Below are 12,799 nucleotides of genomic sequence, written 5' to 3'. Positions count from 1 at the left end.
TGGTGCCAGGCCAGCCAAGCCTGCGAACCGAGTCCGGTCCGGTTGTCTTTTTACCCACACACAATGAGCCCCGCCATTGTGGGAGCGGGCTTGCCCGCGAAGCTCCCTCACTCCCGCCGCCACCCCCAGACCGCGAACACCGGATCGGCATAATCCAGCCGCCGGGCATACGGATCGTCCGGCGGGCGCGGCAGGCCGCGCAACGAGAGCGTGGAAAGGTCGTCGAACCCTGCGCGCAGGAACAAATCGAGCACCAGCCCCATATGCTCGAAGTCGTACAACTGCTCCCAGACCGCGATCGCCTTGGTCGGAAAGCAGCGATCGGAGAACGTCACCACGAACACCCCGCCCGGGCGCAACACCTCGCGCACCGAGGCGAATACCGCCTGTGGGCGCGTCAGGTACTCCACCGAGGCGGTACACACCACCGCGTCGAAACTCGCGGACGGCAGCGGAATCGCCGGCTGCCGGTTCAGGTCGTGCACCAGGCCCTGATCCAGGGTCGCGTTGGCGGCCAGCTCCTCGTGGTTCATGCCCAGCCCGACAACCGCCTCGGGCCCTCGCACCTGATCGAGGTGCGATGCCCAGCTGCTCATCAGGTCCAGCACCCGCGCGCCCGAGGGGATCAGCGTGGCGTACAGCGCCGCGATCCGGGCGCGGGCCGTGGCATCCAGGTGATGCACCAGTCGTGGACTGGCGTAGAACTCGCGATCGGGCGCGGAATCCTCGCGCTCGCAGGCATCTCCGGACCAGAAGGCCGTCGGCCGCCCGTGCCAGCGCGCCTGCATCCCCGGGCCGCGCACGGTCAGCAGCCGCGCCACGTCCACCACACGATCGTCGTCGCGCCCCTGCTCGTAAAACGCCATTACCCGGGCGCGCAGTTGCAGGTCCACGCCCGAGAGCGGGTGGTTCAGGTCCGCGACCAGCCGCGCGTCGTCCAGCGCGCCGATGCGGAACAGCTCGCGGTCGCCGGCCTCGATACCAGCGTGGCCGGCGATGAACGCCCGCGGATAGAAACGCCCGGCACGGGGTTCCACCACCCGACGCCGGCGTAGGCGCTGATTGAAGGCCACCGACGGCAGTTCTACCTCCCCTGCCGGGTCCCACCCCGGGACCAGCGGCTCCCCCGGAACTTCCACTGCCTCGCCAACCTTCGCGCCGGCCAGTTGTGACCCGACGGCACCCGGCCAGGCGTCCTGTGCCGGCACCAGCCACGGCAGAAACAGACAGTCGCGATGCCGGGCCTCGGCACTGGCCCAATCCAGCGTAAAACCGACATCCAGCGCCTTGTGCGGCATGCTCGATGCCGGTGGCCTACCAACCGGGCAGGCAAAGGGGTCGTACATGGATCCGTGTCTCCCTTGCGACATTCCGGGTATGGTACGGCGAACAGGACTTCGTTTTGGTCTGCAGTCGCTGCCGGATCAACGGCATGGGTCTGGGCACCCGGCAGGCGTTGCTGAGATACTCACCGGCACCAGGCACGCGAACCCAACAAACAGGGGTCACCATAATGGCCGAAACATTTCTGGTAGCCATCGTCGATCAGGACCGCGAGGATCTGGCGCTGGCGATCGCCGCCGAGGAAGGCAGCATGGACGGCACGGTGATGCACGGTGCGGGGCTCGGCTTCCCGGACCACATGACCTTTCTCGGCGTGACCTACCAGGGCCGGGAGTCGGTCTGCATCTGGGAGCTGGACGAGGAACGCGCCGAGCGCATCGCCCGCCGCCTGAACCTGGAACTGGACCTGCTGCAGCCGTACAACGGTCTGGCCTTCACGCTGGATGCCCAGGCCCTGGCGGGCATGCAGTTCGTCGGTGGCCCTGCCCAACCCTAAGGAAACACTGATCTCCTGCGCGAGGAACGCCATGCAATTCGTACTGCTCGCCGCCGTGGTCCCGCGCAACCGGGCCGACCGCGCCATCGAGACCGCCCGCCGCGAGGGCGCGGCCGGCCTGACACTACTCGAGGGCCGGGGCATTGCCCAGTTGCGCCGGTCACCGATCATGGATCTGAAGGACTCCGCGGCCCGCAACGTGCTGCTGATGGTCCTGGAGGCCAGTCTCGCCGAACGCCTGCTGAAGCGCCTGGACGAAGAACTCGCGCTGAGCGAGGTGGGGAACGGCTTCGCGTTTACCCTGCCGATCAAGGACATCGCCGGGATCAAGCCGGAGCAGATCGAACACCTGCGCAAGACACTGGAGCAGGGCTCGCCGTAAAAAGCGCTGCCCAATGCAAGGCTTTTGATTAGCCCTGGCTCTTCGGGGCACGACGCCCGCGCAGTGCCCGCCACCAGCCGTACCAGGGCAGAGTGAGCCCGTCCCCCCCGGCCCCGTGGCGCAGGAAGGCCAGACCCGCCTGCGTGACCTGCCCGGCCTCGTCGACCTCGCGCACGATCAGGTCCGCGGAACCGAAGCTCACCCGGTCACCCACGACCGGTTCTCCCGGGAGCTCCTGCGCCAGATATTCGCCGATGGTCAGCTGCGCATCCACCTCTTCGCAGGACACCCCGTATATCTGGCACAGATCGGCCAGCGATTTTTCCGAGTTCAACGGCAACTCGCCGAAGAACTCGGGATCGTCATGACCCGGGATACGCGGGCTGGCGAACAGGCGGTCCAGTAGCGGCACGTACTCCGGCACCACGAAGATGTAGAGATAGTCCCCCGGCGTCAGGCGCCCGGCCTGCTGATAGCGCACCGAACGCCCCTCGCGCACCACCAGCGACGGGCGCGCCCAGCGTGGCAGACGCGCCCCGCGCAGCACTGGACTGTCCTCGATCACGCGGTACACCGCCAGTTCATGCCGCGGACTGCCGGGCAGTTCCAGCTGCACGCGTTCCACCGGGCCCATCTCCGGCGGCACTACCAGCCCGAGCCGCTCGGCCACCGGGCGAATCGTCCAGCCCTGCACCAGTAGCGAGACCAGCACCATCATGAACACGATGTTGAAGAACACCTCTCCGCCCTCGACGCCGGCCACCATCGGCAGGATCGCCAGCAGGATCGACACCGCCCCGCGCAGGCCCACCCAGGAGACGAACGCGGTGCTGCGCCAGTCCTGGCGAAAGGGCAGCAGGCACAGCCAGACCGCCAGCGGCCGGGCAATCAGGATCAGCACCAGACCCAGCGCCAGGGCCGGCAGCGCCAGCGACGGAAACTCCGAGGGCGTGGCCAGCAACCCCAGGATCAGGAACATGCTGATCTGCGCCAGCCAGGTCAGACCCTGCTGCTGTCGGTGCAGCTTCGCCGCGCCCCGCATCTTGCGGTTGCCCGCCACGATGCCCGCCACATAGGCGGCCAGGAACCCGCTCCCCCCCAGCCAGCCCGCCAGGGCAAACAGGCTGACCGCGCCGGCCATCACCGCGATCGGGTAAAGCCCCTCCTCCAGCGGCAGGCGATTGACCAGTTCCACCAGCAGATAGCCGCCCACCACGCCGAGCAGGAGACCCAGCCCCATCTGCCACAGGAATTCCGTGGCGAACAGCGTGGCCAGGCCACCGACCGTGGTGCCGGACAGGATCCACTCGATGAAGACCACGGTCAGGAAGATCGCCATCGGGTCGTTGGAGCCCGACTCCACTTCCAGGATGGAGCGCACGCGACGATTGATCTTCACCCCGCCCACCCGCAGCAGGAAGAACACCGCCGCGGCATCCGTGGAACTGATTAACGCCCCCAGCAGAAGCGCATAGCCCCAGGGCAGATCCAGCAGCCAGTGTGCGGCCGCACCCAGCAGCAGCGTGGTCAGGACCACCCCAACCGTGGCCAGTACGATGGCCGGACCCGCCGCGCGGCGCAGGGTCCGCAGCCGGGTGCCAAAACCGGAGTCGAACAGGATCACCGCCAGCGCAAGGCTGCCGATCAGAAACGCGGTATTGGGGTCATCGAACTCGAGCCCGAGGCCGTCTTCGCCAGCGAGCAGGCCGATCCCCAGGAACACGAGCAACAGCGGTGCACCCAGCCGGAACGACAGCGCCGACGTCAGCACCGAGACCACGATCAGCCCGGCGCCAATCAGGATCAGCGGAAAAATCCAGTCCATCGAACCCCTTTATGTCCTTCGGACCCACGTGCGGGCCATCATCGCATGATCACCCTGGAACCGACCTCCAGGGGGTGCCCCCGGACAAGAATCCGCCGTTCTCAATGCGCGCGACAAGCCCTCGCACTTGCCTCGGCCCCGGCCACGGAATACTGTATTTATAAACAGCTACCCGTGGAGTATTCGCCGTGTCCCTGACCGCGCGCCAGCAGGCCATCCTCGACTACATCATCGAGACCGTCGCCACCCAGGGCACGGCCCCGACGCGCAGCGAGATCGCACGTGCCTTTGGTTTCCGCTCGCCCTATGCGGCCGAATGCCACCTGAAGGCCCTGGAGAAAAAGGGCGCGATCGAGCTGGTGGGCGGGGCCGCGCGCGGTATCCGCCTGGCCGGTGCGCATGCGGCCCGCCCGGCCGAACTGCCTCTGGTCGGGCGCGTGGCGGCCGGCTCGCCGATCCTCGCCACCGAGCATATCGAACGCCACTACCGGATCGACGACAGCCTGTTCCGGGCCCGCCCGGACTACCTGCTGCGCGTGCATGGCGAGAGCATGCGCGACGCCGGCATCCTCGATGGCGACCTGCTGGCCGTCCGCCAGACCCCGGAGGCCCACCCCGGCCAGATCGTCGTGGCCCGCATCGAGGATGAGGTGACGGTCAAGCGCTTCGAGCAGGACGGTGCCCGCGTGCACCTGCTGCCGGAGAACCCCGACTTCGCCCCGATCGAGATCGACCTGGAGCGCCAGGAGCTGGCGATCGAGGGTATCGGGGTCGGCGTACTGCGCGATCTTGAATCGCAGTAATGCCTGCCATTGATGCCCTGCTCGATCACCCGGCGCTGTGGCGCGGGCGCAGCGCCGCCCCCGCCAAAAATGCCCCGGTCTGGCCGAGCGGCCACCCGGCGCTGGACCGGGCCCTGGGGGGCGGCTGGCCGCGCGGCCAGCTGATCGAACTCCTGGGCGCCCCCTTTGGCTGCGGCGAGACTCGCCTGCTGGTCCCCATGCTCGCCGCCTGCGGCCGCGAGGGATACTGGATTGCCCTGCTGGCGCCACCCGCCACGCCCTGGCTGCCCGGCTGGCAGCCGCTTGGCATCCCGCCGGAACGGGTTCTGATGATCCGCACCGAGCACGACCGCGACACCCTCTGGGCCGGTGAACAATGCCTGCGCGATCCGGCCTTCGGCGTCCTGCTGGCCTGGCTGGGCGGCCCGGTGGAAACCGCGCTGCTGCGCCGGCTGCGCCTGGCCGCAGCCGAAAGCCAGGCCTGCGCCATCCTGTACCGCCCGCCGCGCGCCGCGGAGCAGCCCTCCCCGGCCCACCAGCGCCTGCGCTGGCAGCCCGCCACCGACGGCCTGGAGCTGCACTGCCTGAAGGGCTTCGGCGACTGGGCCCGTTCCGGCCAGGCCCTGCATATCCCGGTACCCTGATATGGGCGATCCCGAGCGAACACACGCCGTCCCACACCCGCAGGCCTCTCGCCCGGCCCGCGCATGGCGCCAGCCAGCCCTGATCCCTCCCTCGGTTACGCCCCCGGAGTCCGGCCCCGCCCCGCGGGTCAAACCACGCTCAGCAAACGAACAGTGGATGGCGGTCGAGCTGCCGCACCTGGCGCTGGAGACCCTGGCGCGCGCCGAGGCGGACCGTTCACGGCTGACCGAGCGCCCCCTGCTGGTGGTCGAGGCCGGCGCTGCGCCGCGCGTGCATGCCACCAACCGCGCAGCGCGGCGCGCCGGGGCCCAACCGGGTATGGCGCTGGCCGATGCCCTCGCCATCCTCGACACCCCGGAACTCGTCGAGCACGACCCGCAGGCCCAGACCGCGCAGATCGCCATGCTGGCCGGCGTACTGCTGCAGTTCTCCGATCACGTACACCCGGAACCGGAGGCCCGGCGCATCCTGCTGGAGGTCGGACGCAGCCGGCGCCTGTTCGGCGGGCTCGCCACCCTGCGGGAGCGGGTACGGGAGACCCTGAAGGGCCTGGGCTTCCACCCGCGCATCGGCGTGGCGCGCAGCCCGGCCGCCGCGCGTCTGCTGGCCACCCTGCGCAATCCCGCAATCCCCGAGGACGCCGAGGCCCTGCGCCGCACCCTGTCACCCGTCCCGCTGGAGGCCCTGCCGCTGTCCGCCGCGACCCGGGAGGGCCTGCGGGCCATCGGCCTGCGCCAGCTCGGCGACCTGCTGCGGTTGGCGCGCCCCGAGCTCGCGCGCCGTCACGGCCCGGAGTTGCTGGCACTGCTGGATCGGCTGCTGGGGCGGCGCACGGAGACCCTGCCGCGCTTCGATCCGCCCCCGGAACTGGACCTGTCGCTGCGCCTGGAACACGAGATTCACGCGACCGGGGCCCTGGCCTTCCCGCTCAAGCGCCTGCTGCGCCAGGCCGAGGCCCAGCTGCGCGGCCTGAACCGCAGCCTGCAGGGCATGACGCTGGAGCTGAAACACCGCGAGGAACATACGCGGATCACCCCTACCCGAATAACGCTGGAGCGCGGCCACCCCGGTATCCGCGCCGAGGACTGGCTGTCCCTGTGGCAGACCCGGCTGGAACGCGAGGCCCTGCCCGCACCGGTCATCGGGCTGCGCCTGCGGGCCACACGGCTGCTCGACCCGCCCGCACAGGGCGCCAGTCTGCTGGCCGAGACCCCGGGTCACCCGCCGCCGGACGCGCAGTTGCCGGCCGTGCTGGCCCGCCTGAGTGCGCGCCTGGGCGAGCAGGCGATCGTCCGGCTGACCGCCAGCGGCATCCCGCGTCCCGAGGCCGCCCAGGACGCGCGACACGATCTCGACGCGGCGACCTCGCCCCCACTGCCGACACCCGCACAAAAAACCTGTGGCACGGCGCTGTGGCTACAGGACCCGCAGCCGGTCCCGCCCCCGCTGCAGGCGCACGGGCTGGGTCGACTGGAGGATGGCTGGTGGGACCGCGGGCAGGATGTGCGCCGCGATTACGCGGTCACGCGCGACCGGCAGGGTCGCAGGCTGTGGCTGTACCGCTGCCTGCGCAGCGGCCAGTGGTTCCGGCAGGGGTACTGGGGCTAGGGAAACACTGATCAATGTCCACACTCGCGCTCGAGTCGCTTTTGCGTGCGAACAAGGCGCGGTGACCGCCGTGCAGTCATTCTGCACAAGGGAGCCGCAACGCCGTTCCCGCGCCCGTTTTTGATCAACAACGGGCGGCCGAGCCCCTTCGGGGTTGGAACCCCAGGTTCCCCGATCCTGCGTTGCGCCGCTTGCGGGTAGAACCACTACCCGCTGCACGACGCGCCTTGCCTCGGAAAACCTGGGGTACCAACGCGAGCGTGTACATTGATCAGTGTTTCCCTGGCGCGGCGCGCACGGGTGACTGATCAGACGCGGTAGTACTCGCGATACCACTCGACAAAGCGGGCGATACCGTCTTCCACCGCGGTCGCGGGGGCATAGCCCACGTCCTCGCGCAGAGCCTCGACGTCGGCGTAGGTGTCCGGCACGTCCCCCGGCTGCAGCGGCAGAAGATTCTTCTCGGCCTTCTTGCCCAGGCAGTCTTCCAGCACCTCGATGTAGCGCATCAGCTCCACCGGCTCGTGGTTGCCGATGTTGTACAGCCGGTAGGGTGCCGCACTCGTCGCCGAGTCGGGCTCGGCCCCGGTCCACGCGGGATTGGCCCGTGCCGGACGATCCAACGCGCGGATCACGCCCTCGACGATATCGTCGATGTAGGTGAAGTCGCGCCGATGATGGCCGTAGTTGAAGACGTCGATGGGCTCGCCCGCCAGGATCTTCTTCGTGAACAGGAACAGCGCCATGTCCGGACGGCCCCACGGGCCGTAGACGGTAAAGAAGCGCAGCCCCGTCACCGGGAGCTGGTACAGGTGCGCATAGGTATGCGCCATCAGCTCGTTGGCCTTCTTGCTCGCGGCGTAGAGGCTCAGCGGGTGGTCGACGTTGTCGTGCACCGAGAACGGCATCGTGGTGTTCGCGCCGTAGACCGAGCTGGAGCTGGCGTAGACCAGGTGCTCCACGCCGTTGTGCCGGCAGCCCTCCAGGATGTTGCCGAAGCCGACCAGGTTGGTGTCGACATAGGCCGCCGGGTTCTCCAGCGAATAGCGCACCCCGGCCTGGGCCGCCAGGTTCACCACCCGCTCCGGGCGGTGCTCGCGAAACACCCGGTCCATCGCGGCGCGGTCGGCGATGTCCTCGCGGACCTCGGTATAGCCCGGGTGGTCCTGCGTGCGCGCCAGGCGCGCCTCTTTCAGCGAGACATCGTAATAGTCGTTGAGGTTGTCAACGCCAATGACCTCGTCGCCGCGCTCCAGCAGGCGCAGGGAGAGGGCACTGCCAATGAAACCGGCGCTGCCGGTGACCAGGATTCTCATGGACGGATCATGTGCCTTATGCCGATGTTAAGCCGATGGGGGCCAGGGCAACCCACCGTAGGAGGCCAGCCCTCTGGCCGATGGGGGCCGGGACTGGCTCCCCATCGCTCAGGGGGCTGAGCTCCTACAGAGAGAGACGGGCTGAACATATGCTAGCCCCGATCGTCGGGCAGCGTGATATTCAACTCCAGGACCTCGCAGTCGCCCTCGCGGTCGACGTTCATCTGCACGGCGTCGTCGTTGACCTTCACGTACTTGCGGATCACCTGCAAAAGCTCCTGCTGCATCGCGGGCAGATAATCCGGGCCGCCCCGGGCCGCGCGCTCCCGCGCCACGATGATCTGCAGGCGTTCCTTGGCAACGCTGGCGCTTTTCTGCCGCGGCTGGCGGAAGTAATCGAAGATACCCATGATCAGCTCCCGAACAGACGTCCGAAGAAGCCCTTCTTCGGTACATCGACAAAGCGCAGGGGCCGCTCCTCGCCCAGGAATCGATCCACTGCATCCTGGTAGGCCTGCCCGGCGTCGGATTCCTCGTCCAGCACCACCGGAAGACCGGCGTTCGAGGCGTTCAGCACGGCCTGCGATTCGGGGATCACACCCAGCAGATCGATGGCCAGGATCTCCCCGACATCCTCGATACTGAGCATCTCGCCGCGCGCGGCGCGCTCCGCGGCATAGCGGGTCAGCAGCAGACGCCCCTGGATCGGCTCGCCGCCCTGTTCCACCTGCCGGGTCTTGCTGGCGAGGATGCCGAGGATGCGGTCGGAGTCGCGCACCGAGGAGACCTCGGGGTTAGTGACCACGATAGCCTCGTCGGCGAAATAGGCCGCCATCAGCGCGCCCCGCTCGATCCCCGCCGGGCTGTCGCAGATGATGTACTCGAAGTCCTCGGACAGCTCGTTCAGCACGCGCTCCACACCGTCCTGCGTCAGGGCGTCCTTGTCGCGCGTCTGCGAGGCCGGAAGGATGTACAGGTTGTCTGCGCGCTTGTCGCGGATCAGCGCCTGTTTCAGGTTGGCGTCGCCATTGATCACGTTGACAAAGTCATACACCACGCGGCGCTCGCAGCCCATGATCAGATCCAGGTTGCGCAGGCCGACGTCAAAATCGATCACGGCCGTCTTGTGGCCGCGCAGGGCCAGACCGGTGGCGATCGCGGCAGAGGTGGTGGTCTTGCCGACCCCGCCCTTGCCCGAGGTAATCACTACGATGCGTGCCATGGTGGCTGCTTCTCCTTAGGGAAACGCTAATGAATGTACGCACTCGCGCTCGAGTCGCTTTTGCGTGCGAACAAGGCGCGGTGAGCGCAGTGTAGCCGAGCTACATAAGCGAGCCGCAACGCCGTTCGCGCGCCCGTTTTCGATAACAACTGGCGGCCGAGCCCCTGCTTTGAATGGTTCGTGGGGTTGGTACCCCAGGCTCCCCGATCCTGCGTTGCGCCGGTTGCGGGTAGAACCACTACCCGCCGCACGACGCGCCTTGTCTCGGAAAACCTGGGGTACCAACGCGAGTGTGTACATTCATCAGCGTTTCCCTTAGTCGTCGCGCGATGACGTGGACCGGACCCTGTGGCCCTCACGCCGCTCGCTCAGATTTCAGCGATCTTGAGGCTTTCGCCCGCGAGTGTCACCAGCCGGTTCTCGCCGCGCTCGGACTCGGCGATATCCTCGGCCACCCGGTAATGTCCCGCGATAGACAAAAGCTCTGCATCCAGTCGCCGGCAGAAGATCCGTGCCGTGTCCAGGCCCCGCACACCGGCGAGTGCCCGCCCGCGCAGAGGACCCAGCACATGGATGTGGCCATCCGCCAGCAGTTCAGCCCCGGCGGACACCGCCCCGGTCACCAGCAGGTCGCCGCCTCGGGCGTAGATCTGCTGCCCGGAACGGACCGGGCGATCCACCACACGGGTCGCGCTGTGGACCGCGGGGGCGGCCTCGGCCAACCTGTCCGCGGATTTCTTGCCCTTCTTGCTCGGCGCCGGCTCCGGGGGCTCGCTTTCATCCAGGGGCACCTCGCCACTGGGCGCGCCACCGCGGCCACCTAGTTGCAGAACGGGCAGCACGTCGAACAGTTCGGAATAGCTCTGCAGGCGCTCGGCGACCTCGCCAGCATGCAGGCCGATCAGCTTGAAGCCCTCGGCACGCACCTGCTCGATGGTCGCCTGCAGATCGCTCTCGGGGGCCTCGGCCACCGGTTCGAGGTCCAGCACGATGGGCATGTCGCGCATCAGATCCGGGGCCTGCTCGCGGTGCGCGACCAACTGCTCCCCGAGTTGCCGGGGGTCGGTCTGGAACACACGCAGCACCGACACCAGCATCATGCGCCCTTTCAGTTCAATGGTCTGGACGGGACTCGGCGTGGCGCTCATGCGTGCGTAGGGCCCTGCTGTGAGATCGGCAATCGGGAAACACGGCCTCCGACGCGCGTCGGAAGACCGGAAAGATGCGCGCTTTATAGCGCGGACGGGGAAAGTACAGCAAGGGAGTACCGCCAAAATCGGCGGCGGATCAGTGTTTCCTTAAGATCGTGGCGGCCCCGGGATCAGCGTATTGGTGCGCCGCGCGTAGTCCGCATAGCCCGGCCGCGAGACATGCAGACGTTTTTCCAGTAACGTGACGCCCGACACACGCAGGATCAGCACGATCATCAGGACCGCCGACGGCACCGCCCACCAGCCCCCGGCAGCCAGCGCGAACAAGCCGTAGCCCACCCAGACGACGATCTCGCCGAAGTAGTTCGGGTGCCGGCTGTAGCGCCATAAACCCTGGTCCATAACCTCGCGCCGACGCGCCGGGTCGGCCCGGAAACGCGCCATCTGCGCGTCCGCGACCGATTCATACAGCGTGCCCAGCGCCCAGACCGCCACGCCCAGCGCGGCCAGCGGCCACCAGATGCTCGCGGCATTCGTCACCGCCAGCATCGGCAGGCCAATCACGGCGACCAGCGCGCCCTGCAGCCAGAAGATCGTGACCAGGCTGCGCGCACCAAAGGCCCGGTCCGACAGCCCCTCGCGCATATCGGTGTAGCGCCCGTCCTCGCCGTGACCCCAGTTGCGCCAGGTGATGAACAGCGACAGCCGCAGCCCCCACACCAGCACCGGGATCACGATCCAGAGGCCCTGCGCCGGCCAGCCCGCAAGCCCCCACCAGACCAGCGTCACGACCACGAAGCCCAGGCCCCAGAAGCGGTCGACCAGGCTGGCGTCGTGGCGCCATACGCTGCCGGCCCAGACCAGGGTCATCAGGAGCAGGCTGGCCAGAAGCCCCCAGAGAAACACCATCAGTGCTTCCATCGCGCTCAGTCCCCCGGCCGCTCGAACAGCACATGGGAGACGAACCACTCGTCCCCGCCGCTGTAGTCGAACAGCTCCGCGCAGGCCATGTAGAAGATCCGCCAGCGCTGGAACCAGAGTGCCGCCTGCTGTGCACCATAGGCGGTCTCGAACAGGGGCATCAGCGTGTCGCGGGCACGATCCTGGCGGGCCAGCCAGGCGTTGAGCGTGCGGGCGTAATGCTGCCCACCAACACGCCACTGTCGGATCACCCGCAGGTCCTCCTGAAAGTGCCGCGCGAGGTCGTCCGACGGCATCAGGCCGTCGCGGAAGAAGTACCGCCCCATCCAGTCGTGCTCGCCCTCGGACTCGAACACATAGGCGTGTTCGCGATGGGCGAACACATGCATGAAGAACCGCCCGCCGGGAGTGAGCCACCCGGCAATGCGCCGCAGCAGTTCCGGCCAGTTGCGCATGTGCTCGAACATCTCGATCGAGATCGCCCGGTCAAAGCCCGGCTCCGGCGGGGCGAACGTGTTCATGTCCGCGGTCAGGACCTCGAGATTCGCGAGCCCGAGGGCATCACGCCGGGCCTCGATAAAGGCCCGCTGGGTATTGGAGTTGGAGACGGCGGTGATCTGTGCGCCAGGGTACTGCTCGGCCATCCACAGCGACAGCGACCCCCAGCCGCATCCCAGCTCGAGCACCCGCTGGCCATCGGCAATCCCCGCGCGCTCGCAGGTCAGGCGCAGCATCGCGACCTCGGCCGCCTCGAGGGTGTCGACGCCCTCCGGCCACCAGGCGCTGGAGTACTTGAGCCGCGGGCCCAGGCACTGCTCGAAATAGGCGGAGGGGATCTCGTAGTGCTGTTCGTTGGCGATATCGGTGGACAGGGCAACGGGAGAAGCGCGCATGGATTCCATCAGGGCGTAGCGCCGCTCCATGGTCTCCTCGACCGTGCCGGAGACCTCGGCCAGGCGCTCCGCCAGCAGCAGGCGGATCCCCGCGCGCACCAGCATGTCCGGCATGCGTCCCTGCTCCGCCCACTCCATCATCCGCTGCATGCCGCATCTCCCCTTGAGTGCAACATGGACCCCGGGAAGTGTGACCGGTTCCCCCGATTCAACC

General features: G+C 68.1%; 13 protein-coding genes. 5 read left to right on the top strand and 8 right to left on the bottom strand.

Features of this window, described 5'->3' with window-relative positions:
* Positions 1-107: 107 nt before the first annotated feature.
* Positions 108-1,346 carry a methyltransferase domain-containing protein gene (locus C995_RS0104165; protein WP_026278937.1) on the bottom strand — a complete coding sequence of 413 codons (1,239 nt, stop codon included), beginning with the start codon at positions 1,344-1,346 and terminating at the stop codon, positions 108-110.
* Between the two features lie 167 nt (positions 1,347-1,513).
* On the opposite strand from C995_RS0104165, the gene C995_RS0104160 reads away from it, so the two are divergent.
* Complete coding sequence (locus C995_RS0104160) at positions 1,514-1,840, top strand: hypothetical protein (RefSeq protein ID WP_018863736.1); 327 nt, start codon at positions 1,514-1,516, stop codon at positions 1,838-1,840.
* 31 nt (positions 1,841-1,871) lie between these two features.
* Positions 1,872-2,222: a hypothetical protein gene (locus C995_RS0104155; protein WP_018863735.1), complete on the top strand. Its 351-nt coding sequence runs from the start codon at positions 1,872-1,874 to the stop codon at positions 2,220-2,222.
* A 28-nt stretch (positions 2,223-2,250) separates the two neighbouring features.
* Here the strand turns inward: C995_RS0104155 and C995_RS0104150 are convergent, their stop codons facing one another.
* Complete coding sequence (locus C995_RS0104150; RefSeq protein WP_018863734.1) at positions 2,251-4,047, bottom strand: potassium/proton antiporter; 1,797 nt, start codon at positions 4,045-4,047, stop codon at positions 2,251-2,253.
* Between the two features lie 188 nt (positions 4,048-4,235).
* Between C995_RS0104150 and lexA the strand changes: the two genes are divergently transcribed.
* The 3 genes from lexA to C995_RS0104135 all read left to right on the top strand — a co-directional run bounded on the left by lexA (position 4,236) and on the right by C995_RS0104135 (position 7,082).
* The gene (gene lexA / locus C995_RS0104145) at positions 4,236-4,850 is read left to right on the top strand and encodes a transcriptional repressor LexA (protein WP_018863733.1); all 615 of its coding nucleotides are present in this window, start codon (positions 4,236-4,238) and stop codon (positions 4,848-4,850) included.
* Positions 4,850-5,473, top strand: a complete 624-nt coding sequence (imuA, locus tag C995_RS0104140; RefSeq protein WP_018863732.1) for a translesion DNA synthesis-associated protein ImuA — start codon at positions 4,850-4,852, stop codon at positions 5,471-5,473. Before lexA ends, imuA begins: the two co-directional genes overlap by 1 nt.
* A gap of 157 nt (positions 5,474-5,630) precedes the next feature.
* A complete protein-coding gene (locus C995_RS0104135) occupies positions 5,631-7,082 on the top strand; it encodes a DNA polymerase Y family protein (RefSeq protein WP_018863731.1) in 1,452 nt (483 codons plus the stop codon).
* 308 nt (positions 7,083-7,390) lie between these two features.
* Here the strand turns inward: C995_RS0104135 and C995_RS0104130 are convergent, their stop codons facing one another.
* From C995_RS0104130 to C995_RS0104105, 6 genes are all read right to left on the bottom strand, one after another.
* Positions 7,391-8,398 carry an NAD-dependent epimerase gene (locus C995_RS0104130; RefSeq protein WP_018863730.1) on the bottom strand — a complete coding sequence of 336 codons (1,008 nt, stop codon included), beginning with the start codon at positions 8,396-8,398 and terminating at the stop codon, positions 7,391-7,393.
* A 152-nt stretch (positions 8,399-8,550) separates the two neighbouring features.
* The gene (minE, locus tag C995_RS0104125) at positions 8,551-8,808 is read right to left on the bottom strand and encodes a cell division topological specificity factor MinE (protein ID WP_018137595.1); all 258 of its coding nucleotides are present in this window, start codon (positions 8,806-8,808) and stop codon (positions 8,551-8,553) included.
* Positions 8,809-8,810: 2 nt separating this feature from the next.
* Positions 8,811-9,620, bottom strand: coding sequence for a septum site-determining protein MinD (minD, locus tag C995_RS0104120; protein WP_012983203.1), 810 nt, complete (start codon positions 9,618-9,620; stop codon positions 8,811-8,813).
* Positions 9,621-9,988: 368 nt separating this feature from the next.
* Positions 9,989-10,768: a septum site-determining protein MinC gene (gene minC, locus C995_RS0104115; RefSeq protein WP_051075136.1), complete on the bottom strand. Its 780-nt coding sequence runs from the start codon at positions 10,766-10,768 to the stop codon at positions 9,989-9,991.
* A gap of 150 nt (positions 10,769-10,918) precedes the next feature.
* Entirely contained in the window at positions 10,919-11,692 is a 774-nt protein-coding gene (locus tag C995_RS0104110) for a DUF1295 domain-containing protein (RefSeq protein ID WP_018863728.1), read from the bottom strand.
* Positions 11,693-11,697: 5 nt separating this feature from the next.
* The gene (locus C995_RS0104105; RefSeq protein ID WP_018863727.1) at positions 11,698-12,735 is read right to left on the bottom strand and encodes a cyclopropane-fatty-acyl-phospholipid synthase family protein; all 1,038 of its coding nucleotides are present in this window, start codon (positions 12,733-12,735) and stop codon (positions 11,698-11,700) included.
* Positions 12,736-12,799: the final 64 nt, after the last annotated feature.

The organism is Thioalkalivibrio sp. ARh3, from assembly GCF_000377265.1.
Classification (GTDB): Bacteria; Pseudomonadota; Gammaproteobacteria; order Ectothiorhodospirales; family Ectothiorhodospiraceae; genus Thioalkalivibrio; species Thioalkalivibrio thiocyanoxidans.
This window is presented reverse-complemented; position numbering and strand designations above follow the sequence as displayed.